15 protein-coding genes are annotated in these 24,203 nt (G+C 41.1%); 7 read left to right on the top strand and 8 right to left on the bottom strand.

Going from position 1 to position 24,203, the window contains the following annotated elements; translation table 11 throughout:
- Nucleotides 1–563: 563 nt before the first annotated feature.
- Nucleotides 564–1,616 carry a BF3164 family lipoprotein gene (locus tag BWI44_RS18180; RefSeq protein WP_195209405.1) on the top strand — a complete coding sequence of 351 codons (1,053 nt, stop codon included), beginning with the start codon at nt 564–566 and terminating at the stop codon, nt 1,614–1,616.
- 56 nt (nt 1,617–1,672) lie between these two features.
- Nucleotides 1,673–2,332: a hypothetical protein gene (locus BWI44_RS18175; RefSeq protein WP_117706322.1), complete on the top strand. Its 660-nt coding sequence runs from the start codon at nt 1,673–1,675 to the stop codon at nt 2,330–2,332.
- Between the two features lie 446 nt (nt 2,333–2,778).
- Here BWI44_RS18175 and BWI44_RS18170 read toward each other — a convergent pair whose 3' ends face one another.
- From BWI44_RS18170 to BWI44_RS18140, 7 genes are read right to left on the bottom strand one after another with little or no spacing between them, the layout of a single operon-like run.
- A complete protein-coding gene (locus BWI44_RS18170) occupies nt 2,779–5,166 on the bottom strand; it encodes an ABC transporter permease (RefSeq protein WP_138293001.1) in 2,388 nt (795 codons plus the stop codon).
- Nucleotides 5,167–5,190: 24 nt separating this feature from the next.
- Nucleotides 5,191–7,599, bottom strand: coding sequence for an ABC transporter permease (locus tag BWI44_RS18165; RefSeq protein WP_195209406.1), 2,409 nt, complete (start codon nt 7,597–7,599; stop codon nt 5,191–5,193).
- A gap of 13 nt (nt 7,600–7,612) precedes the next feature.
- Complete coding sequence (locus BWI44_RS18160; protein ID WP_195209407.1) at nt 7,613–10,021, bottom strand: ABC transporter permease; 2,409 nt, start codon at nt 10,019–10,021, stop codon at nt 7,613–7,615.
- 23 nt (nt 10,022–10,044) lie between these two features.
- On the bottom strand, nt 10,045–12,348 hold the full coding sequence (locus BWI44_RS18155) for an ABC transporter permease (protein WP_286815683.1): 2,304 nt from the start codon (nt 12,346–12,348) through the stop codon (nt 10,045–10,047).
- Nucleotides 12,349–12,359: 11 nt separating this feature from the next.
- Nucleotides 12,360–13,610, bottom strand: coding sequence for an efflux RND transporter periplasmic adaptor subunit (locus BWI44_RS18150; protein ID WP_021967268.1), 1,251 nt, complete (start codon nt 13,608–13,610; stop codon nt 12,360–12,362).
- Between the two features lie 50 nt (nt 13,611–13,660).
- Nucleotides 13,661–15,991, bottom strand: a complete 2,331-nt coding sequence (locus BWI44_RS18145) for an ABC transporter permease (RefSeq protein ID WP_195209409.1) — start codon at nt 15,989–15,991, stop codon at nt 13,661–13,663.
- Nucleotides 15,992–16,002: 11 nt separating this feature from the next.
- Nucleotides 16,003–17,496 (bottom strand): TolC family protein, encoded by a 1,494-nt coding sequence (locus BWI44_RS18140; RefSeq protein WP_138293006.1) that lies wholly within the window; start codon nt 17,494–17,496, stop codon nt 16,003–16,005.
- A 196-nt stretch (nt 17,497–17,692) separates the two neighbouring features.
- Here BWI44_RS18140 and BWI44_RS18135 point away from each other — a divergent pair, with 196 nt between their 5' ends.
- The 5 genes from BWI44_RS18135 (at nt 17,693) to BWI44_RS18115 (ending at nt 23,404) form a co-directional block, all read left to right on the top strand.
- Nucleotides 17,693–19,063: a sigma-54-dependent transcriptional regulator gene (locus tag BWI44_RS18135; RefSeq protein ID WP_138293007.1), complete on the top strand. Its 1,371-nt coding sequence runs from the start codon at nt 17,693–17,695 to the stop codon at nt 19,061–19,063.
- Between the two features lie 16 nt (nt 19,064–19,079).
- On the top strand, nt 19,080–20,384 hold the full coding sequence (locus tag BWI44_RS18130; RefSeq protein WP_195209410.1) for a sensor histidine kinase: 1,305 nt from the start codon (nt 19,080–19,082) through the stop codon (nt 20,382–20,384).
- 176 nt (nt 20,385–20,560) lie between these two features.
- On the top strand, nt 20,561–21,709 hold the full coding sequence (locus BWI44_RS18125; protein WP_007662566.1) for a COG1470 family protein: 1,149 nt from the start codon (nt 20,561–20,563) through the stop codon (nt 21,707–21,709).
- 2 nt (nt 21,710–21,711) lie between these two features.
- Nucleotides 21,712–22,461 carry an ABC transporter ATP-binding protein gene (locus tag BWI44_RS18120; RefSeq protein ID WP_007662572.1) on the top strand — a complete coding sequence of 250 codons (750 nt, stop codon included), beginning with the start codon at nt 21,712–21,714 and terminating at the stop codon, nt 22,459–22,461.
- Nucleotides 22,448–23,404 carry an ABC transporter permease gene (locus BWI44_RS18115; protein ID WP_007662574.1) on the top strand — a complete coding sequence of 319 codons (957 nt, stop codon included), beginning with the start codon at nt 22,448–22,450 and terminating at the stop codon, nt 23,402–23,404. The genes BWI44_RS18120 and BWI44_RS18115 overlap by 14 nt, the downstream gene beginning before the upstream one ends.
- Nucleotides 23,405–23,485: 81 nt before the next feature.
- Here BWI44_RS18115 and BWI44_RS18110 read toward each other — a convergent pair whose 3' ends face one another.
- Nucleotides 23,486–23,842 (bottom strand): lipocalin-like domain-containing protein, encoded by a 357-nt coding sequence (locus BWI44_RS18110; protein ID WP_007662576.1) that lies wholly within the window; start codon nt 23,840–23,842, stop codon nt 23,486–23,488.
- Nucleotides 23,843–24,203: the final 361 nt, after the last annotated feature.

Raw genomic sequence — 24,203 nt, 5'->3', positions numbered from 1 at the left:
CATATTCGCACATTGTCTACATCGCACTACTCAATTATTGGAAAGGTTTTCAAAGAAGAGAGAATATATTGGGGATGTAAATACTAAAGGAATATAGTATTAAATGTAAAGTTATTTGTTTATAAGTTATAGAAAACTTCTTTCACTTTTCTCTCAAAATTGTATATTGAATAATTTCGTAATAAGGAGCAATATTTTACTATTTATGATTGTATATCAATGCGTTATATCTTTTAAAAGGAAAAAATAGGGGTCAAAATAGGGTCAGGGTCACCTATAACCCCAAATCCACACAACAGATGAAGAAGCATTTTAAGGTGATGTAAAGAAAAATATGACTCTTAGTACTAATGCATTGAAATTAGTCCCGTCTACACTGGGTAATCTGCCGATGCATCTTCCTTCCTTAAAAAAGAATGTTTCGTGGCATGTTTTCATTTTTTCGTGTCTCAAATATTTGCATTAAGCAGGAAAAATACTTTTATTTGCAAATAATTATTGACTTTTTGCTACTGCTGCATCTGGTCCCGGTACTCTTGTAGGTGGTAAAATATAAAACTCTAATGAATATATCTTCTGTTTCTATATTGTCCCTTTTATGTCTGTTTCTGCTTTGTAATGCTTGCAGTGACAATCAGGAAGGAAAAGTTGTCACTGTGACCTCTTTCCCACAAACACTCGCTTTGACAGCTCAAGTAAAGACGGTGCCTGTTCCTTTCTTGCTGCCTCGTTATATAGGCATTGCCGATGACCAGTTGTTTGTATACAAAGAAAGAGAAAAAGACCTGTTTGAGTTTTTCTCTTTACCCGACTGTGTTTATATGGGCAGTGCAGGGACTCGCGGGTCGGGACCTGACGAGTTTGTCTCTTTGTTAGACCCACGCGGTTTCCAGAAACTTGATTCCGGCTTTGGTGTATTTGAATCCCGAATCAATATTTTTAAAACCTTAAAATACCAGGATGGAAATTTGGAAGTGGTGCAGACGGAAAATGTAATGCAACCGGAACAGACGAACGGTTATTATCCACTGCAAGACGGCACTTTCGTTACTTTGGGAAACCTGATAGAATCTAAAGAATATTTTTTGTATGATGGAAAAAAACAAGATGTCATTCAAAAAATCGATTATCCGCAATGGATATCCGGGCAGGAGGAGTATGATGGCATAACATTGACTTTTGCTTATATGAAGCAGTGCGGGGTACACCCCGAACGCAATAAATTTGCCGCATTCTATACTTACTTCAAACGTTTGCGGATTTATGATAAAGATATGACACTACGGCACGATGTAGATATCAAGATAGAGCCATATAATACCAACTTTGTGGCAGGAGAAGATAATAGGAAATCTCCTTTGTATTACACCGGACAACCTCAGACTGTCAGTAATCTGATTTATGCCTTGTGCCTGAATGCAGAAGCAGGCGGGGCAGAAGCAAAGTGCAATCCGGAATTGCATGTATTCGATTGGGATGGCAATCCGGTGGCATGCTACAAGCTTGACAGACGTGTATCACTTTTTACCATCAGCGAAAAGCATAAGAAAATATATGCTATAGACAATTTGTCGGACAACGAGATTTACATCTACGATTTGCCTGAAATAAAATAATCCATTCGCTTTTATTGTTGCTATCTATTTTGTTTTACCATAAAAACCTCCAAAAGATGTACCGTCTCAATTACATATTTTCATTCTTCCTCCTGTTCGTTCTGCTCTGTCCACTTACTGTCGGAGCTGTCGGACCGGAAAAACAAACTATCACAAACGATTTGTATTCCTTTATCCTCCCTGCCGATTGGGAAATATATCGGCCGGGGGATGTCGCAAGTGATGGTATCACACCTTTCGAACGAAATAGCGAAATGTTCCATCATTATAATCTGACTTGGCAAAAAAAAGGGAAGAACAAATTCTTTCCCGACATGTACATACGTATAGAGAGTTTCAGTTTGTTGAGCAGAAAACCTTTGTCTGCCAATGATATAGCAAATATGAAGATAGAAAGTTACAAACAGATTCCGTATGTAAAGGATGTAGTGGTGACGGAGCAAAAAGCAAAAAACGGACAAAGAAAATACATGATTACAAAAATGGCTGCAACCTTAGATGCTACTTCAGGGTACAAGTATTATAAAACACGGGAATACAGCCTGGTATTGAAAGGACTGGATATTGTGCATCATGTAAGTATTACCATGCACGAAACCGTATATCAAGAAACTCCGGGAATACAATGTATGGTAGACGAAATTTTAAATTCGTTTGTGGTGAATGAAAAGTTCAGTTCGGAGAAGCATGAAAAGACACAGACTAAAAAGAGGTAGCCAAAGAGATGGATCATATTTACTTCTTGTTTATTGTATTTACTTAATCAGGAATTGTCCGTATTGTGCAAAATGCTGTCATATTAAATCTATGGAGAGACACTTTTTTATTGGATAAGAATAATCGGTAATATTTTGATATACAGTAATTTATGTATTTTTGTTTGAAAAAATAACTGTCAGACGGGGTTATAAGTGACCCTGACCCTATTTTGACCCCTAAAATAGCTTCCAAAAACTTTTGCAAAGCCATGTTTATGTTCGCTTAATTTATCAATATGTATCTTGATTATCGTTTATCGTCTATTGAAAAAACACAGATACATCTTGTGAAAAGTATAAATGTAGGCGATAGCAAGCAATGTGATTATGCAAAATANNNNTATTTTGCATAATCACATTGCTTGTCAAGTTATAAGCCCATACGTTTTTGTTATAAGCTCCGTTTATTCACTCTTTATCACTTCTGCCGGATTTTGCCGTGCAGCTTGCCATACACGCCAGCCTATACTGAGAGTAATCACTATCATAATGCCCATAAATATGAGGATGAACGGCCACACTCCTATATTCACCTGACGATTGTAAGTTTCAATCCACTGTTTCATGATAATATAGCCGGCCGGGAAAGCTATCAGTGAAGATATGATCAGAAGCAAAGTATATTCCTTAAAGAAAATCTTCAGAATATTGCCGATTGTAGCCCCGTTTACCTTACGGACGGCTATCTCCTTCCGCCGCAGTTCGCAAGTCAATGTGACCAGGGAATAGATACCGAACACGGATATCAGAATACAAACCAATGAAGAGAAACTCAAAAGACCGGATAATGCATCCTCTGATTTCAGGTATTTGTTGTATCGTTCTTCTTCACTATCTAAAAAAAGTTTGCGGTCGGGAAGTTCCGACTGTTGCATCTCCTCAATGCGGCGACGGCATTCCTCCCAGGTTCCCGGCTTATATTTGAAAAGCACAAAACAACGCGGCCACATATATTCCGATTTGTTTGTATTGACAAATACGGTGTGTGGCAAATCTTTTGCGGGAGATTTGTAAGCACAGTCTTTTATTACTCCTATTACGGTCATAGGCGTCACTTCTTTATTACAATAAAAGATGTGCTTTCCAATTGCTTCTTCAGGCGTCCAGCCCATAGTCCGGGCTGTTGTCTCTATAATATTGACTTCACGGATATCCGATTTATCTGAAACCCACTCTCCTGCCAGCAATTGCATATTGTAGAATTTGAAGAACTCTTCTCCTGCCAGAATTTCATCTATACCGAGTGGCTTTTCAATTGTACCATCCAAACCATCCCATGAATCGACATTAAAAGCAGAGTAGGCACCCATGCTGATGAGTGGCCAGTAAACGGGTCTCACCACTTCGGTGACCATGGGTAATGCCTTTACTTTTTCTGCCCACACATTCATGTCTACATTCATCCAGATAGCCAAGGATGCCCGGTTCTGATAGTCCATTCCCGTATCTACATTACGTAAATGATAGAGTTGCATTTGCATAATGGTGGTACAGAAGATAAATGCTATACAGACAACCAGTTGTACTACAATGCTTCCCTTGCGACAAATATGTCCTATGGTGCTTGTGTGTGGGCTATGTATCGTATTTTGTAGCGAATGGCGGCGGAATATGAAGACAGAAAGTATAGCAACGATAAACGCCAATATGGCCATCCCTGCTATGTATATCATGCAATTATTGTAAACAGATATGTCTGTATCAGCAATCATGGAATAGCGTAAGAACCAGGGCTTTAGCAGTTCTATGAAAAACATCCCCAATATTGAAGCCAGCAGGATGGTAAATAAGAAATCGGTACTGAGCAATGCCAACAATGAACCTTCGGAAGCCCCGTTTACTTTACGCAAAGCCATCTCACGTTTGCGGGAGCGGAAGCAGTCCATATAAATCGTCAGATAGTTTACTAATGCACATAGAATAATGAGTATTCCTGTTACTGAGAAATAAACAATATAACGGAATTGCACAATGAGTTCATCTCCACGAACAAATTCATCCGCATAGCGTAATTTAGTGATCGGTTCCAGATAAAAACGGGTAATTCCGGTTGCATTAGTATACCTATTCCTTTTCAATTCTTCAGGGAAATTCCGGTTCATCTTTTCTAAAAGTGCGTGTGTGTCAGTTCCATTCTTTACCTTTATCAGCAGTCTATAGTGGCTGTTATCCCATGAAGTGTCATCACTGCCCATCCATCCCATAAAGGAATATTTGAAATTGGAATGTTTTCCCCAATCACTTATAACGGCTCCTATGCGGTATTCCTTCATATTGTTGGGAGTAATCACATTTTTGCCAACAACCTTTGTGGTACCAAAAAGCTCATGAGCCATCGCTTCTGTTATAGCCACCTCTTCTGTCTTTCCTGAATTTGATAAGTAGAAATCTTGGCTACCCTCTAAAATCTTTATATCCATCATGCGTATAAAGGCAGAGTCGGGTGCAATATACGGACATTCTATCTGTTGCTTGTTTTTTAGGGTGAAGAAACTTTGTTGCTCGAATATGCAGAAGTCTTCTATTTCCGAGTAAGTGTTTCTTAAATAGCCACCCAAAGCATAGGGTACAAAGTTGGAATAATGTGCCCCGAACTGATTATCATCCGTGCGTACCAGATAGATGCGATCCGCATCCCTGTGAAAACTATCATATGTCATCTCATATTGTATCCAGAATGTGGACAAGGCAAAGCATGCCAGACCTATTGCCAGGCCGACAATGCTGATTATACTTTGCGTTTTATGTTTCAGTATATTCCGAAAGGCTATTTTAAGATAATGCTGTATCATGGCTTCTGTATTTTCTTCTTTCTCTTATTCGTATTTAATCACTTCTGCCGGATTTACATTGGCTGCTTTATAAATCTGCCAGATAATAGTCAACAATGATATCAAGGCTGTTGCGCCTATGCCTATAATAAATAAATCGGGAGTGATGGGTGCTTTATGGGCAAAGTCTTCTAAATAGAGTATTATCGCTCCGGAAGACAACGGAATAGCTATTAATGATGCTATCCCCAATACTGAGAGATATTTTTTGATGAGCAGGGGATATATGTTCTTCCCTTGTGCTCCATTTACTTTACGCAGACCTATTTCCCGATAACGCTGACGGATATCAAATAATGAAATGGCCAATAGTCCCAAGGATGATATAAGAATGGCAACTTTGGCAAACAATGAATAGATATCCACCACCCGCCGATCTTCATTATACATGGAAGCTATTTCATCTTCTATCAGTTTATATTCGAAGTCAGTGCTTCCCGTAACTTCTTCATATAATTTACGCAAGAAGTCGATAGCTTCTGCCTTCCGTTCGTGCTGATACGAAGCTGTAACGGTAATAAGCTCATATTTCTCATCAAAATATTCGATAATCATGGGAGCGGCAGACTGTGATAAATGCTTGACGTTGAAGTCTTTTATAACTCCCACTATTTCAACTGGAGGATTATACTCGGATGGAACATTACTGGAAGCCCAACTTTTGTCTTCACCCTGAAGTTTATCACGCGTAATATCCTTGATGCCAAATACTTTTTTGGCAGATTCGTTGATGATACATTTAAAACTGTTTTTGGTAAACATTTCATCTATTGAATCATTCCATAACCTGCCTTCCAGTAGTTGGAATTCGAATAATTCCATAGAGCGTGGAGACATTCTGGCTCGTAGTACCGGTTTGAAGCCATTCTCTGCCCGGTTAAGAGCGTAACGTGACGGCTTGCTGAACTGGTGAATCGGCATTGGTATCCTGCTCCAATGAGTAAATAATGTGCTTTCATTCATCCGTTTGTTTACTAATTCTTTATTGGCTTGTTGTATTTTTCCTTCTTTCATAAGGTCTTCCTTCTCTTTTGCATGGAACGTGCCGCCTCCTTTGAAGACGTACATCTTGCACTCTATCACATCGTGAGTACGGAAACCGAGGTCGGAATGAAGCATGTATTCAAGTTGTCGTACGAAGAAAAGTGACATGACAATCATATAGATGGTGATGACATATTGAAAGCCAAGAAAAAGCATGCGTGAACGGACAGAGAAATGCGTGGAAGAAAGTTCGCGCATGGAAGAAACCGGAGTGTTATGAGTAAATTTTATAAATGGATAAAATGTGGTTAGCAATGGAAGCACAAATAAAATAAGAAGGGATATATTCAGGTCAAACTTTAAATTTGAGTTCGTAGGAATATACATCTCATTGTAGAACAAGTGTCTGGTAATTTCAATAATCAACCAACAAATAAACAGTGCTGCTCCTGAGAGTAGCATATTCTCAATGTATATCTGAAGAAAGATCTCTTTTCTACCTGCTCCATATACTTTCTTTATACCAAACTCCCGGGCGCGTTTGGACATGATGACTGTATAAATATTGGTAAAGTTCAGGATGCCTATAATACCCACAAGAAAGGCAACAATCCATAATATACGAATATAATCTTTATTTCCGTGTCGGGATAATGCAGTCTTTTCATGGGAGGTCGTATAATAATAATCTGTCAGTGGTAAATACTGGTAGTGCATGGTCTGGAATGTACTCCATTCGTCTCGTGGCTGTTCTTTATTATATTTCTCATTCAATTGGGCAATGTTCGTACCCGGTACCATAACTACGGCATAGTTCGGATTTGAAAACCACAATTCTTCCAGTTCGTCCGATAAGAACATATCCGGCAACCACGATGTTTTGGTTTGCTGAGTATCCAATACACCTACAATGCGGAACTTTCTTCCCACGGAATTCTGGAAAGTCAGGCCTATAGGGTTGGGTACCCTATTTAGCGAACGGAGCCAAAACTCTTTAGTTATGAGCGCATCGTTGGGGCGTTTTATTTTCCCGCTCCCCATATAAATGGAATAAGGAAAAATACTAAAGAATGCACTGTCTACGGATAAGGCATTGACAGTAATTTCTTGCTTCCCAAAATCCATAACCAAATCGCTACATGGAGTGAATGACGCATAACGTTCTACTGCCGGATCCTTCTCTAAGTCAGATTGGTATCCGGCCAGTTCTTTTGTGCCGTCGCTGATAGAACGTTCGATAAAACAAATCCGTTTGTATTCCGGATAACAATGGTCTACTGTATTTTCCTGATGAATATATCGTGTTATGGTAAATACACAGGCAAGGCTGATTGCTAATCCTATGAAATTAACAACGGTATACACCTTGAACCGCAATAGCATGCGTATGGATAATAAGATTTGTCTCATACTCTATGTGTTTTTATTCTGTTTTCATAATCTTTGCCGGATTAATGCGTACGGCCTTATTCACTTGCCATAACAGGGTGCCCAATGAAATGCCCGCCACAATGAGTATGGCAGTCACATATATGGATATACTGACAGGTGCTTTAACCACGAAATCCTTTGTATAGATGTATATCAGATAGTAGGATAATGGTACAGTAAGCAACGTCGCCCCTCCTATCACCCATATATATTTGCGGAATAAGATTGAATATAAGTTCCGCAATTGCGCTCCGTTTACTTTCCGAATCGCTATCTCACGGTAGCGTTGGCGGATATCGAACAGAGAGAGGCCAAACAGACCCAGAGCCGAAACAAAGATGGAGATGGCAGAGAAAAGCGTGAAGACAGTTGACACACGCCGATCTTCGCGATACAGTGCCTGCACATCTTCTTCCAGCCAGTGACGGTCAAATTCTTCGGTATTGAAAATCTCTTGTCTGGCCTTTTTCAGATAAGAGATGAGTTCTTTCTCTTTTCCATGTTTACAAGCTATCTGGTATTGCGAACCACCTCCGCTGGGAGATACCATGAATATAAGAGGTTTCTTGCCTGCAGTAAGATGTCCGGTGTAATAGTCTTCTACAACAGCTTCTACGGGCATCAGAGATGTTCCGCCTTCTACTACTTTTCCATCCATACCCATGGCAATCCAAAGAGCTCGTTCTCCCCTGACAAATGCTTCGTCACGTTTCGTATAGCCGAAGGCTTTCATGGCAGCTTCGTTCATGACTACCAGATATTTATTGCGTCCTTCAACTTTATCGGGCAATGCATTTTCTTTCATCCGTAGCTCATAAAATTTGAAAAAGTCAAGAGGAACCCACATCAGCATCATATTTTGTTTCACGTCTTTATCATTTATAAGAACGGACGTGCCTGTGCTTCCTGCTCCTAAAATGCCACATTGTGTGGGTTCTCCACGGAACCACTGTTCGATGAAGGGACATTCTTCCAGCTTTTGCTCAATGCTCTGAGCATCTTGCCAGTGCTTCTTTTTCTGTTCTTCACTCTCTAAATACCAAGTTTTGGATAGAGGTACTAAGTTGGCATACAATATACCTTTTGTCCGGAATCCCGGAGGAGTATCTTGCAAAAAGTGGAGGTGATTGCTGAAATACAAGGATAGCATAATGAGCAGTAAAGTGATGCTATACTGTATAAACAGGAAAATTGTACGGGTGGCAACAGACTGGCGTGATCCTCCGATGGAGCGTATGGATACGATGGGTGGCAGATAATTGTATTTGATGAAGGGATAGATTGTGGTGACTAATGGCAAAAGTACCCAGATACCTAATGACAACTGCCAGTCAAAAGCAGTATAGGGAATGTCACTTTCAAGCAACCGGTTGGCATATCCGGAGAATATCTCGATGAAAAACCATGCCAATAGCAAGGCGATGGATATCATTAATGCATTCTCTGTCCATAGTTGCATGAAGAGAGTGCGCCCCTGCACACCGAAGACTTTCTTCACACCATATTCTTTAGAACGTCTTAGCATGAAGACCAGATAGATATTGACAAAGTTTAATATGCCTGCCAGTAATAATAACAAGCATACTCCTGTGAGTATCAGGATGTGGGAACGGCTGCTGTAATGCCATATCTCGGGATCATCGCCGGAAGCCGCCAATTCTTTGTTCCAATAAAGTTGGCTGACAGGTAGGAAGTTATACCGTATTCTAAACCCCTGTGACGTCTGGCGGTAGACATTACTGGAAGCATTAATGGCATCCACATCGACTCCGGGCATAAAGCGTAATAGTTCCACATACATTCTGCTCCATTCTCTTCTTGTTTTAAGATCCAGGTTTACTACAATGTCAAATGTCAGTGAGGATTTACATGCCGGTTCATCCAATATGCCGCAGATAGTGAGATGTTTGCCTCCGGAATATTCCATAGTCTTCCCGATAGGGTCTTTTCCTCCAAATACACGTTTAGCGAATTGCCGGGTGATAAGAGCTTCTTCCGGTGCTGCCATGCGTTTGCCCTTTAGCGGATAATTAAAGAAATGGAAGAAAGCCGTATCAGCTGCCAATAGCTGGACAGCATAAGGCTTTTCATCAATCGTCACATTATCATTGCAAGATGTAATGAAGTAACTCCTTTCTTTGACGGCCTCAGGCTGAAAATAAACAGTGTCTGCTCCGCTATCTGCCCCTACACTGCCCGTGAATACGTTGCCATCTATGTCGCGAAGTGGAATATAGACATTTTCAGCATCCGTGCAATGTGTGTTTACCTGAAGCTCTCGGTGAATGTAGCGGACTAATATGATAGTACATGCCAGACTAAGTGCCAGCCCGATTATATTAATAATAGTGTATGATTTTGAGCGTATAAGGAAACGCCAAGCGTATTTAAGTGTTTTCATATTTTTCAAGTATAATGTGTTTTTTATTCACTTTTAATCACTTCTGCCGGATTCTGCCATGCAGCCTGCCATATCCGCCAGCCGATACTAATGCAAATGATTACAATAACTACGATCAGAATTATTACATAAATCCACCAATTGATAGAAGTCTGAATGACATATCCTTCCAGCCAATGTTGCATGACGATATAACCCGCCGCAAAAGCAACAATTGCAGCCAATGCCAGTAATATCATATATTCCCGGAGGAATATACTGATAATGTCCGAAATGGTAGCTCCATTCACTTTACGGATAGCAATCTCTTTGCGCCGTTGTTCGCATGATAGATTGACTAAGGAAAATATTCCGAAGACTGCAATAATTCCACAAACAATAGATGCTACGGTTAACAGCTTCATCAAGATATTCTCGGAAGCGGTAGCTTCTTCTATTATATGACCTACGCTCCGTGACCACATGTAAAAATCAGGATAACTTTTCTTTATATGATTGTTAATAGCCTTCAGAACGTCTTTATATTCCCCATGATACGTATAAACATACTGTTTCCGGGGAGGAAACTTCGATACAGTATATATAGCCGGCAAAGCCTGCGTGATGGGTGAAAGGCGGATATCTTTCAAAACACCGGCTACCACATAAGATTTATGAAACTTCTTTCCAACAGGGTCTTTCCAACCCAGTTTTTTTGCTAATGATTCGTTTATCAGTATGTCATTAGGGCTGGATGACTCATCCGGGAAAATACCGGCCACTAACTGTAATCCTAATAAATCGAATGTTTCTTTTGAAATCTGGAAATCATTGACAGCTACTTCTTTATCTCCCGGTTGTTTGCCATCCCATTCTACGGCTGTAAACATAGATTGGGATAATCCCGGTAAGGGGAAATTTGAGACTTCCCGAAAATCAATGTTCGGAATTTCTTTCATTAGTTTTACCCAATGTTCTTTATCACTGTCAGGGATACCTTCAAGATAGGCCACATACTCTATATCAGTATTGGTGACTCCCATGTCGGCAGATGTACGCAGATGATGCAATTGTTTCATCATCATTATTGTACAAAATATAAAACCAATACTGACCACCAATTGAAACCAAACCCCTATCCGTCGGTAGAAGGTAGAAAAGCGACGGGTGATAGCGGAAGATATAGCCGACTGTAATGTAAAACGCCGTTGAACCAACAAGGTGAGCCAGGCAAAAAGTAGAACGGTTCCTATGACGATTGACATATAGATAAGCGTCTCTTTATAAAAAAAGAGATTATTCTCTTCAGTGATGTAAGACCAGCGCTTGAATATGGGGAGAGAAACTTCCACCAATAAGAAGCCGACAGGAACTGAAGCCAGCAGTAGTAATACAATCTCAGACATCAGCAAGGCGACCAGACTTCTTTCCGATGCTCCATTCACTTTACGGAGTGCCCATTCACGCTGCCTCATGCGAATGCGTATCAGGTAGATAATGAGATAGTTGGATAGCGCTCCCAAAACGATTAGCAGGCTGATCAGACAAAAGAGGCGGACATATTCTATACGGATAAATATATTGTATTTGGGATGTGTATAATGATATTCCGTTATAGGAGTAATGTGAACAGGATATTTCCGTATATTTCCTTTCATATCGACTTCTATATCTTTTAGCTTTTTACCCAAAGCGTCCATGTCGGTACCGGGAGCAACGCGAAACAAGGTAGTTCCGGATGCATAGCCCCAGTCCAGATATTCCGGGGCTTTTCGCCTTGAAATCACGTCGAATTCATAATTAGAATGTCCTTTCCATTTTTGAACCACGGCAGTAACAGTCATTTTCTTATCAAGCGGAAACTCCTTGCCAATAGGTGATTCCTTACCGAAAAGCAAGCGGGCAGCTTTATCGCTAATGGCTATCTCATCGGCAGTATTGTACAAAAACTGCAAACTGCCTTCCAATACCGTAACCGGAAACATGGAGATAAAAGCACTGTCTACCGATATCATGGTCCAATGCCTGTTCTGATCATCGTTATACTCTGTTGTGAAGTTTGTATAAGTCGCAACTTCTATTTCAGGAAAGGTATTGACCAGATGAGGGGCCAGCAAAGGAGAAGTCGTAGTTGAGAAACCACTGGTTCTAAATACGGAAGGAACACTTGCCACATAGACTCTGTCGGCTCCATCATGAAAATTATCATAACTTTGCTCATAATTCATCCACATGCCGGACAGGGAAAAGCTGACAAAACCTACGGTTAAGCCAATAATGCTGATCAGAGTCTGCATTCTGTACTTCAACAGGTTTCTTATTGCTATTTTCAGATAATGTTGTATCATGTATTTGTTCTTTACTTTAATATTAGCTCTTCCGCTTCGCCAAAGTTATCATATCCTGTTGTAATAACCCAATCTCCGGGTTGCAAACCGTCTGTAATCTCGTATTGCTGCGGGTTCTGGCGCCCGATGCTGAGAGGAACACGTGTAGCTTTGGTTTTGGATGCATTCAGTTTGTATATCCATTGTCCACCGGTGGATTGATAGAAGTTGCCACGAGGGATAACAATAGCCTGTTCCGGTTGCCCCAATTCTATTTGTACGCGGAAACTTTTACCTACACGTACGTTGTCAGGCATTTCTCCGGTAAATACCAAGTCCACATCGAAAGTGCGGTCTTTTACTTCGGGCACTACTTTGGTGATGCGGAGCGGATATTTGCGTCCCTGATAATTAATAGTGGCGGGAAGTCCTGTTGTGATGCGGTCTATGTAGTATTCGCTAAGAGAAGTGTGAATTTTATATTGATCTAATACCTTGATTTCTGCAATGCCTTGGTTGGATGCTACTTGTTGCCCAGGGGTAACTTTTACAAAGCTAAGTTGCCCGGCGACGGGGGCCTTAATTATTAAATTGTCCAGTCGTTCGCAAGCACGTTCATACTTCTTGCGTTCGCGTTCCCGGTCATTATGGATCAAGTCCTTGCGAATAATGGCAACGACGGAATCCTGACGTAAACTCTCACGTTGTAACTTTGCCTTCTTAACATTATAATTGTATTCATCTTCGGCAACTTCCAACTGAGCTTTGCTTTTAATTCCCATTTTAAACTCTTCCTTATCGAGATTGAAACTTTTTTGAAGACGAGCCAGCTCATAGTTGGTCTGTAAAGTTTGTTGTTGAAGGGTCAGGCTCTTTTGCTCCATTTCGATCTCTTTCTCACGGAAAGAAATCAATTGCTTTTCCAGATCATCGCGTTGCTCTTCGATACTATGTATCAGATCGGGATTTTCGAGTACAAGGATTGTATCTCCTTTCTGTAACAGGCTTCCCTCCTCGCCTACAATGCGATCTACGCTTCCTGATTCACGGGCATTAACGATAATGGTAAGAATGGGCTGGATAAGTCCTTCTACATCTACATACTCCATGAACTTATCATTCTTAACTTCAGCAATCTGTACATTTTCCTGGTCGATACGCAGTTTGCTGGGACCGGCAGAAAGGATAATGACGTAGACAATGAAAGCGAAAAAAACAACGCCTCCTGCCAGATAATAACGGTAACGGATGTACCAAGGTTTCTTTTCTAGTTTAATATCCATGATGTTCTATTTTATTTTCGATTTAATAATCAGGTTATATACAATGGTTCTTATTCCGTTTTTATTTCCTCCGCCGGATTTCTCTGGGCGGCCTGCAATACTCGCCAGCCTATGCTGATAAAAATAATCAGAATGACTGCTGTCAAAATACCAGCATAGATCCACCAAGAAACTGTGGTTTGAATAATATAGGTTGCCAACCATTGTTTCATAATCATGTACCCTATTGGGAAAGCTATCACGGCCGCAAAAACTAACAGTACCATATATTCTTTAATAAAGATACCTATGATATCCCGTAGTGTTGCCCCATTCACTTTTCGGATAGCAATCTCCTTGCGGCGCTGCTCGCACGAGAGACTGACCAGGGAGAATATTCCGAATATGGCAATAATTACGCATACCACAGATGCCACAGATAATAATTTCATTAAAGCCCGTTCCGAAACAAGTGCATCCTCTATCATTTGTCGTACACTGGTGACTTGCATACTAAACTCCGGATAAGTTTTTTGAAAATGTGCCTCTATTTTCTTCTTGGTTTCTCCCAAACTACCTTGATAGGTGAATGTATGGATGGGCGGTAAATCGTTTGTCGATTGATTCGTAATTTGGTAAAGGCTGGGCAATGCGGGAAAAATGGGTGACAAACGAAGGTCTTTTATTACACCTGTCACAGTATAATTCTCAAATTTCTTTCCGATAGCCTCCCCGTCCCAGCCAAAGACATGGGCGGCTGATTCATTAATGAGAACATTATCGCCGGCTTCTTCCTCGTTGGGGAATGCGCCGACTGCCATTTCTAACCCAAAGAGATTGAATATATCTTTATTTAATTTGTTTTGTTGTATACTCACACTTTCAGCATCTTTTTCGCTTCCATCCCATCTCTTTATTATACGAACAGAGCTTCCATTAATATTAAATGGCGCATCGACTAATTGATGGTATTCGATAAAAGGAATTTGCTTCATGCCATTCTCTAATTCATGTCTATCTGTTAATCCTTCCATGTATTTCACAATACCAATTTCCATATTAGCGAATCCCATATCTCTGGATGTATAGAGGTGATGCAATTGCTTTATCATGACTATAGTACAAAAAATGAAGCCAATACTAAGAGCCAACTGAAACCACAATCCTATTTTACGAAAGAGCATGGAGAAACCTCGCCCGGATGCTGAAACTATTGATGATTGCAGCGTATGATGACGTTGTGTAAGCAGGGTCAACCAGGAAAAAAGGATGGCTGCCATAATGATTCCCCCCATATATAAGATGGATTCGCGGTAGAAAAACATTCTGTTCTCTTCTATCATGGACAGTTTTTTGAAAGCAGGCGACAGTAGCTCAATTAATAATCCTCCTATGAATAATGCAATTACAATCAGCAGAAAAAGCTCTGACATTAAAAGTAGCATCAGACTACTGTCCGAAGCTCCGTTTACTTTGCGGAGTGCCATTTCACGCTGCCTCATGCGAATGCGGATGAGATACATGATTAAATAATTGAATAAGGCGCTTAATACAATCAGCAGACCGATCAGACAAAATAAACGGATGTGTTCCAAATGAATAGTAGCATCATTCTGAGGATGAGTATAATGGAGTTCGGTTAAAGGAGTAAGAATCACTCCTATGTTATTTTTATATTCGGTTGTATGCCCATTGTTTTCATACTTTTCCGTAACTGATATATTCAGTAACTTCCGACTCAATTCTTCAACATTAACCCCTGAATGTAGGCGGACTAAGGTATTCATTGACTGATATCCCCACTGTGCATACTTTTGTTCGATAGGTACCAGGAAATCGAAATTGTAATTAGAGTGTTCCTTCCACTCTTTGAAAACAGCTGTAATAGTCAGCTCCTGACCGGAAAAAGACCATTCTTTCTTTATCTTTTTACCTAAAGGAGATTCTGAACCAAACAAACGCTTGGCAGCCGATTCCGTAATACCTGCTTCACCTTCGCGATGCAGAAATTGATAACTACCAGCCACCAGAGTAACAGGAAACATAAAGAAGAAAGAAGAGTCGACCTTCATATACTGATATTCTTTCCCTTCTATTTTCATATTGCGCAACCCGACTGAGCAGGCATCTTCTATTTCCGGATAATTATCTTTCAGATGTCCTGCCAGCAAAACGGAAGTGTATCGTACATATCCCGAATTATTATGCACGGAAGTCATTCCTGCCATGTAATTGCGATCTGCTGCCGGTTGATGTATGTCGTACGTCAACTCATACCTCAGCCACATACCCGACAAGGCAAAGCTGGCAAACCCTACTGCCAAACCGATAATACTGATAACCGTCTGCGTCTTGTATTTTATCAGGTTGCGAAAAGCAACAGTCAAATAGTGCTTCAACATATTTTCAATCTTTATTTTCTTATCATTGCATCCATCACTTCTTCTATTCTTTCCGTTTCCGTCAGCGGGGCATCTTTTTCAAAATCATAAAGTGTAAGGCTACGGAGAGTATAGTACAGGCTCCAGTAATTATATAATGCAGTTATATAATTACGTCGGGCAGCATCCTTTTCGCTGATAGAAGCATTGAGATCGAGTACGGTAGATTTTCCTAAAATATAGAGCCGCCGGGCTACATCCGCACGTCGTTGTGCTGTTTCATCCGTGCGGGCGGCAATGTGTACGCGCTGGGATTGCAGATTGAATTGTTTTACCAGCTTGCGGACATTCAATTCAAAGTCTGTTTTGTCCTGCTCCACTTGAGTATAGGTCAGATCTCGATTGGAGCGGGCCACACGAATCTGCCCCTTTCCCCGCCCCCAGTCCAGTATAGGCAGGCTGATGCCGAGGGTTACATATTGTTGATCCAGAGGATTGTGATAGGCGTCTTTTAGCTTATCACCTGTTTGTGTCAATCCGAAACGGAGATAAAGATCGGCTTTCAGTCCGGCATTAGCACGAGCATTGGCTACTTTACTCTCACTTTCTAGTTTGCGACGTTGCATGTTCAGTATATCCGGACTATTTTGGCGGGCTGTAATTAAAGCGGCATTCAGGTCTATCTGAAGATTGGGTACATGATCGCTGACGTCGACTTTGATTAGCACATCCTCTTGGATACCAAGGTATGAGCGAAGCTCCTGCATACAGTTTTCCACTTCAATATGGGCATTCATACGGTTGGTCTCTTCTGTCAGTTTGTTCAGTTCCAGTTGCAACATCTCATTTTCGGTAATAGTACCTATATTATAGCGTCCTTGTGCATAGGTATATAAGGTATCTGCATTGGCATAGTTGGTAGAAGCTATTTCATAGTTACTTTGTGCTGTGGCAAGGGCAAAGAATTTTTGTGTAGCATTAGCGGCTACAAGCTCCAGAGTTTCTACATAAGTCTTTTTGGCTTCCCGGTAACGTAATGGTTCGATACGACGGTTCCATTTCAGACTGTTGTATCCGAAAAGCGACTGACTGTAACCTACATTTATCGGCGATGTCTGCCAGGAAGTAGAGTGATCGCTAAACAAGTCAAGACGCTGGGCGGAGGTTTCCACGAACAATGTACCACCTGTCCACGGAATATTCTGCGTCAAACTTAGAGTCAGGTCGGTACTCAATAGGTTTTGTTCTACAAACTTTACACTACCATCACCCATGGTGACTTTGTTAATGGCACGGTTGAGATAAGGGTCGGAAGTCAATTTCAGAGCAGGCAGATAGTTAGCCTTATAATATTTGTAATTCCAATAGGCCGAACGGAAGCTATGTTGAGCAGTTTGTGCATCAGGCGATTGTCGGCGAGCGCGCTCTATGGTTTGTCCTAAGGTCAATTCCATAGTATGTTCTTGGGCAGTAGCGGTTACCAGAGTACTGCAGGTTATCAATGATAATAGTATATTTTTGTACATAGTATATCCCTTTTGATAATAGATATTCAAATCTCGTGCCAAAATTATAATTGATTGTTATATAGAATATTACTTCGGGCAAAGGAAATCTCCTTCTGTGCCATACCGCACAAAAATAGTGCGTATACGCACACACAACACATTGATATATTGTCTATCTTTGCCGACAAGTGATGATAGAAAAACAATAGCTTTTATGGAACAATTAGGAAAGATACTGATAGTAGATGATAATGAGGACGTGCTTTTTGCCCTTAACCTTTTACTGGAGCCTTATGCGGAAAAGATTAAAGTAGCAGTAACCCCTGATCGTATTGAATACTTCATGACGACTTTCCAGCCCGATATAATATTACTGGATATGAATTTCAGTCGTGATGCCATAAGCGGACAGGAAGGTTTTGAGAGCCTGGAACAAATATTGCGTATCGATTCTCAGGCAGTTGTTATTTTCATGACAGCATATGCAGATACGGATAAAGCAGTACGGGCAATTAAAGCGGGCGCCACCGATTTTATCCCCAAACCATGGGAGAAAGAAAAACTACTTGCTACCCTCTCGTCCGGTATCAAGTTGCGTCGTTCCCGATGTGAAGTGAATCTGCTGAAAGAACAGGTGGAAGTACTTAGTGGCGCAGGCAGTGGTGTAGAAGAATCTATAATTGGTGAATCAGCTGCGATGCAAGAGGTATTTGCAACGATAGAGAAATTACGCGATACAGATGCTAATATTCTTATTCTTGGTGAGAATGGAACAGGTAAAGATGTAATAGCCCGTTTGCTATACCGATGTTCGCCACGCTACGGCCGTCCGTTTGTAACGATTGACCTTGGAAGCATTCCTGAACAATTATTTGAAAGTGAATTATTCGGTTATGAGAAAGGAGCATTTACTGATGCCCGAAAACCGAAAGCCGGACGTATGGAGGTGGCAACGGGAGGTACGCTGTTTCTGGATGAAATAGGTAATCTTTCATTGTCCATGCAGGCCAAGTTACTGACAGCCATTGAAAAACGCCGGATCAATCGTCTAGGGAGTACGCAGTCTGTACCTATTGATGTACGGTTGATATGTGCCACAAATGCAGATATCCGCCATCTGGTGGAAGAAGGAAATTTCCGGCAAGACTTGCTTTATCGCATCAATACGATTGAATTACACATCCCTCCATTGCGGGAACGGGGAAATGATATTATCCTCCTGGCAGACCATTTTCTGCAGCGCTATGCCCGTAAATATCAGAAGGAAATGCGGGGCTTGACGCGTGAAGCAAAAGCGAAATTACTGCGTTATCCCTGGCCGGGAAATGTGCGTGAGTTGCAACATACGATGGAGCGTGCCGTAATTCTGGGTGACGGTTCGTTGCTTCGTCCAGACAATTTCCTGTTTCAGGCTTCTTCACCCCGTCCTAAGAAGGAGGAAGAAGTACTCAATCTGGAGCAATTGGAACGGCAGGCTGTAGAAAAGGCTATGCGATTGAGCGAAGGGAATATGACGCGGGCCGCAGAGTATCTGGGAATCACGCGCTTTGCATTGTATCGGAAGATTGAGAAGTTGGGATTATAGTTTAATTAAATGAAGAATGAAGCAGTATTCCTTAATTGTTATCTTGCACATCTGTCTTCTGGCAGTACTTTCTGTAGGCGTCTATGTGTTATTTTGTGCAGATTTGTGGTTTAGTATGCTTATCACATCCTTGTTTCTTCTGGGGACGGGTATACACCTTTATTATATACAGATGAAACAATTGCAGATGATGCGTCGCCTGACAGACAGTTTGCGTTATAATGATATGACACAGGCATTCCGTCCGCCTTATAAAAATAAGCTGATGACAGAGATGGCTGTAGAATTATCAGAAACTCTACAGGCTTTTCGTGCCCGTTTATTAGAGGAAGAAGTGAAACACCAGTATTACGAAAGTCTGTTGAATAAAGTGGATACCGCCGTATTGGTGACCGACATGTCCGGGCGTATCGAGTGGTTGAATCGTGCTGCTACTGCTCAGCTGGGGCAAGATCCACAGTTGCCGGCCGAACTTCTGAATCTTCCTTCCGGTGAAACGCAAGTCATGCGTATTCACCGGAATGGTGCTACTTTGGAAATGGCCGTAGCTACTACCCTTTTCGTAGCTCGCGGCATGGAAAGGCGCCTCATTAGTTTGAAGAATATCCATTCTGTACTGGAACGAAATGAAATGGAAGCCTGGCAAAAACTAATCCGTGTACTCACCCATGAAATCATGAATTCCATTACGCCTATCATCTCTCTTTCCGAAACATTGAGTGAGCGTGGAGTGCCTGTGGCATTAAAAGACGCAGGAGGCGAAAAAGAATATGCCGTAATGCTGCAAGCCATGCAAACTATTCATCGGCGTAGTAAGGGATTGTTGGGGTTTGTAGAAAACTATCGTCGTCTTACCCGTCTCCCCGCTCCCGTCTGCGCGAGTGTATCAGTTCGGGAGCTGTTTACTGATTTGCAGAAACTCTTTCCAGACGAAACGATTCATTTTGAACTTCCACCTTCAGAGAAAATATTGAATGTGGATCGTGCCCAGATAGAACAGGTGCTTATTAATCTGCTAAAAAATGCCCGTGAAGCATCTGGCCGTCGCGAAGAACCCAGAATTGAGGTAAAAGCTGCTTTTGCACCCAAAGTGACTTCTTCTCTGACTTCCTGGCGTTGTACTATTACTGTTCGGGATAATGGTGAAGGTATCTTACCCGAAGTACAGGATAAAATATTTGTTCCGTTCTTCACGACGAAAACTGCCGGTTCGGGTATTGGACTCAGCCTTTGCAAGCAAATTATGAATCAGCATGGGGGAAATATTTCTGTTTATTCGGAAGCGGGAAAAGGTAGTTGCTTTACTTTACAATTCAGTTAGATGGACATTGCATCTCAAAAGGTTGTTTTGAGTCTATTAAAAAATACAAATATTATATAATCGTAAAAATTATGTGTCGATATTTTATTGCTTTTAACAGCTACTAATTTTTCCATTATTTATTTTTGCAGCCACACAAATCGATAACTCATATTTAATTAACCATAAAATTCTATATGATTATGCGAACTAATTATTTGCTGCTATTAACCATTTTATTGGGTTTGATCCCCATGAATTACACACACGCCTCTGATTCTGTACCAAGCGTGTTTCTTTATTCTCCTTACACAAAGATTTCCGTTTCTCCGGGAACGAGCATTGACTACAAAATTGATTTAATCAACAATTCGGATGCACCGGTCAATGCCGATCTGTCCGTAACAGGACTACCTGCAAGTTGGAAGCGTGAGTTAAAATCCGGTGGTTGGAATATTAACAAACTGGCAGTTTTGCCTAATGAAAAGAAAGACTTTAACTTGAAATTGGAAGTACCACTGAAGATAAATAAAGGTAGCTATAATTTCACAGTCTTCGCCGGAGATTGCCAACTTCCTCTAACAGTCACTGTAGCCCAGCAAGGTACTTATCAGACTGAATTTACTACTGACCAGCCCAATATGCAGGGAAATTCTAAATCCACATTCACCTTCAATGCCGTACTGAAAAACCAGACTGCTGATCAGCAGTTATATGCTTTGATGTCCAATGCACCCAGGGGGTGGAATGTTATTTTCAAACCTAACTATAAACAGGCTACCTCTGCACAAGTGGAAGCAAATGCCAGCCAGAATGTATCGATAGACGTCACCCCACCCGCCAATGTAGAAGCCGGAAATTATAAGATTTCAGTACGTGCGGTTGCTGGCAATACATCTGCCGACCTGGACTTGGAAGTAGTGGTTACAGGTACCTATCAAATGGAACTGACCACTCCACGAGGATTGTTGAGTACTGAGATTACTGCCGGAGATGTGAAGCGCTTGGAACTGGTAGTCAGGAATACAGGCTCTTCTTTACTAAAAGATATACAACTTTCATCCGGTAAACCTACAGATTGGGAAGTTTCTTTTGAGCCGGCTAAAATAGAGATGCTGAAAGCCGGAGAAACAACTACTGTTACGGCTGTAATGAAGGCTTCGAAAAAAGCCTTGCCCGGCGATTATATTGCAACCATGGAAGCCAGAACTCCCGAAGTGAATGCTACCGCACAATTCAGGATTGCAGTAAAAACACCTATGCTTTGGGGGTGGGTAGGAATATTAGTTATCGTTGTAGCTGTGGGAGGTGTCTACTATCTATTCCGAAAATATGGAAGGAGGTAATTATGGGCGAACAAGTGATTGTACTTACCGATTTGACAAAAAAATACGGTAATTTCACTGCTGTTGACCATATTAGCCTGTCAATCTGCAAAGGAGAGATCTTCGGATTATTAGGTCCGAACGGTGCGGGAAAATCCACAACTATCCTGATGATGCTGGGGCTGACGGAGCCGACTTCCGGCAAAGTGGAAATTTGTGGAATAGACTCCACTACAAACCCTATTGAGGTTAAGAAGAGAATAGGTTATCTTCCCGAAGACTTAGGCTTTTATGATGAAATGACAGGATTGGAAAACCTTGTCTATACAGCACTTCTGAATGGTCTTTCAAAGAGGGAGGCTGAGGAGAAAGCAAAGGAACTCATGCAGCGGGTAGGGCTTTCCGAACAGGCAAACAAGAAGACTGGAAAGTATTCCCGTGGTATGAGGCAACGTCTGGGATTGGCAGATGTACTGATTAAGAATCCGGAAATCATAATCCTGGATGAACCGACATCGGGTATCGATCCTGCCGGAATTCAGGAATTTATTGAATTGATTCGTAATTTGAGCAGAGTGCATTCCTTGACTGTATTGTTTTCTTCCCATAACTTGGATCAGGTGCAGAAAGCTTGTGATCGTGTGGGTTTGTTTAATCACGGAAAATTATTGGCACAGCTTGATCTTGAGGAGATGGAGGGTAAACAGGTGGAACTTATTGATGTCTACAATGATTATGTAAAGGAAGGAGGTGAGAAACATGAACAAAGTTGAGCAGCCTTTCTGGGTTATTGTGAATAAGGAAATCCGAGATCATGTACGTAGTTGGCGCTTTATTATCTTACTTGCCATTATTACACTAACCTGTATGGGAGCTTTGTATACATCACTCACCAGTATGCGCGAGGCTATCAAGTCAGGTGGTGTGGAAGATACTTTTTTCTTCCTGAAATTGTTTACTGTATCGGATGGTACGTTACCTTCCTTCGTTCTATTCATTAACTTTTTAGGACCGTTGCTAGGCATTGCTTTGGGATTTGACGCCATGAACTCGGAACAGAACAAGGGAACGTTATGCCGCATATTATCACAACCGATACATCGTGATTGCATAATCAATGCCAAATTTGTTGCTGCATTGATCGTGATTACAATTATGCTGTTTGTATTAGGGTTCCTGGTGATGGGTGCCGGATTGATTGCTATTGGTATTCCACCCACGCCGGAAGAATTTGCCCGTATCATTTCCTTTTTGGTCCTCAGTGTTTTCTATGTAGGGCTTTGGTTGAATATGGCGATACTGTTTTCACTTTGTTTCCGGCAAACGGCAACTTCAGCCTTGGCTTCTTTGGCAATATGGTTGTTCTTTAGCGTCTTCTATACGATGATTGTCAACTGGATTGCCAAAATGTTGATGCCTTCTGATATGATGTCTCCTTATTATGCCATTGGCTATCAGAAAATAGTTTGGGGTATAACGTCGTTGAATCCGTGTGAGTTATTTAATCAGGCAACTTCTGTATTGTTGATGCCGTCTCTCCGAAGTTTGGGACCATTAATGATGGAGCAGGTCCAAGGGGCTATACCCAGTCCTCTCCCATTGGGACAGAGTTTACTGGTTATATGGCCACAGTTGACAGGATTGATTGCAGTTACAATACTTTGCTTTGCCCTTTCTTATATTATATTTATGCGTAGAGAAATTCGTTCAAGGTAATTGATTGGTTGGGGTAAGAAGAAATCCCTGACGATACTTTATATTTTAAAGTCGTCAGGGATTCATATGTTACAGTTTGTATTATTTCTGCCTTACATACTCCAGAGTGTATCCGTAATTAGAGCTCAACACTAAAGAATCCGGTGTTAACTTGTCAATTTTCAGAGTATCCACACCTTCTATTTCTATTCCATTACCAATGCTTTTTACTGTCAGGTAAAGCTGATCGCCTTGTTGTTCCCATTCTTTGTATACCAGTGTGTGCATATTAATGGAAGATGCTTCTCCATTCTCTTCCAGTTTGATGCCTTGTACTTCTCCGGGTTGTCCATTAATGGGCATTACCCACGATCCTACTACTGTAACGGGGGCTTTAGTGCCACCACATGCAGCAAATACGACTGCCATGACAGCCATACTAAAGATTTGTTTTTTCATGATGTCTTTTTTATTATAGTGTAACGTTGAAATCAGCCAATTGTTTTTTGGGGCATAAAGTTAGTTGAAAAATATCGTTTTGCCAGCTATTATTTTATGTTTTCTGCATTCCTATCTAATATATATGTTGGTGAGGTATATTGATATCTCTGCTACCTATCCGGATATAGTCAAGTCCGTACCAAGTCCGTATAAAGGTACCTTTATTGGGAGTTGATACGGACTTGGTACGGAGATGACACGGAGGTGACTATACTTTAATGAGCATTCAAGACCTCTTCTGAAACTTTTTTAATAAAAAAACTTCAGTTTTCTTTGCTTATTACAAAATACTTTCTACCTTTGCACTCGCTTTTAAGAA

Source organism: Bacteroides sp. Phil13 (assembly GCF_001940965.1).
GTDB classification, from domain to species: Bacteria; Bacteroidota; Bacteroidia; order Bacteroidales; family Bacteroidaceae; genus Bacteroides; species Bacteroides intestinalis.
Note: the sequence above shows the minus strand (reverse complement) of the source record. Positions and strands in the feature narration are given on the sequence as shown.

What these genes read in the sequence shown, in the direction of transcription:
- BWI44_RS18150 (WP_021967268.1), bottom strand. Translation starts at nt 13,610, where the DNA reads ATGGATATTAAACTAGAAAAGAAACCTTGGTACATCCGTTACCGTTAT.
- BWI44_RS18155 (WP_286815683.1), bottom strand. Translation starts at nt 12,348, where the DNA reads ATGATACAACATTATCTGAAAATAGCAATAAGAAACCTGTTGAAGTAC.
- BWI44_RS18130 (WP_195209410.1), top strand. Translation starts at nt 19,080, where the DNA reads ATGAAGCAGTATTCCTTAATTGTTATCTTGCACATCTGTCTTCTGGCA.
- BWI44_RS18165 (WP_195209406.1), bottom strand. Translation starts at nt 7,599, where the DNA reads ATGAGACAAATCTTATTATCCATACGCATGCTATTGCGGTTCAAGGTG.
- BWI44_RS18120 (WP_007662572.1), top strand. Translation starts at nt 21,712, where the DNA reads ATGGGCGAACAAGTGATTGTACTTACCGATTTGACAAAAAAATACGGT.
- BWI44_RS18160 (WP_195209407.1), bottom strand. Translation starts at nt 10,021, where the DNA reads ATGAAAACACTTAAATACGCTTGGCGTTTCCTTATACGCTCAAAATCA.
- BWI44_RS18135 (WP_138293007.1), top strand. Translation starts at nt 17,693, where the DNA reads ATGGAACAATTAGGAAAGATACTGATAGTAGATGATAATGAGGACGTG.
- BWI44_RS18140 (WP_138293006.1), bottom strand. Translation starts at nt 17,496, where the DNA reads ATGTACAAAAATATACTATTATCATTGATAACCTGCAGTACTCTGGTA.
- BWI44_RS18125 (WP_007662566.1), top strand. Translation starts at nt 20,561, where the DNA reads ATGATTATGCGAACTAATTATTTGCTGCTATTAACCATTTTATTGGGT.
- BWI44_RS18110 (WP_007662576.1), bottom strand. Translation starts at nt 23,842, where the DNA reads ATGAAAAAACAAATCTTTAGTATGGCTGTCATGGCAGTCGTATTTGCT.
- BWI44_RS18115 (WP_007662574.1), top strand. Translation starts at nt 22,448, where the DNA reads ATGAACAAAGTTGAGCAGCCTTTCTGGGTTATTGTGAATAAGGAAATC.
- BWI44_RS18170 (WP_138293001.1), bottom strand. Translation starts at nt 5,166, where the DNA reads ATGATACAGCATTATCTTAAAATAGCCTTTCGGAATATACTGAAACAT.
- BWI44_RS18175 (WP_117706322.1), top strand. Translation starts at nt 1,673, where the DNA reads ATGTACCGTCTCAATTACATATTTTCATTCTTCCTCCTGTTCGTTCTG.
- BWI44_RS18145 (WP_195209409.1), bottom strand. Translation starts at nt 15,991, where the DNA reads ATGTTGAAGCACTATTTGACTGTTGCTTTTCGCAACCTGATAAAATAC.
- BWI44_RS18180 (WP_195209405.1), top strand. Translation starts at nt 564, where the DNA reads ATGAATATATCTTCTGTTTCTATATTGTCCCTTTTATGTCTGTTTCTG.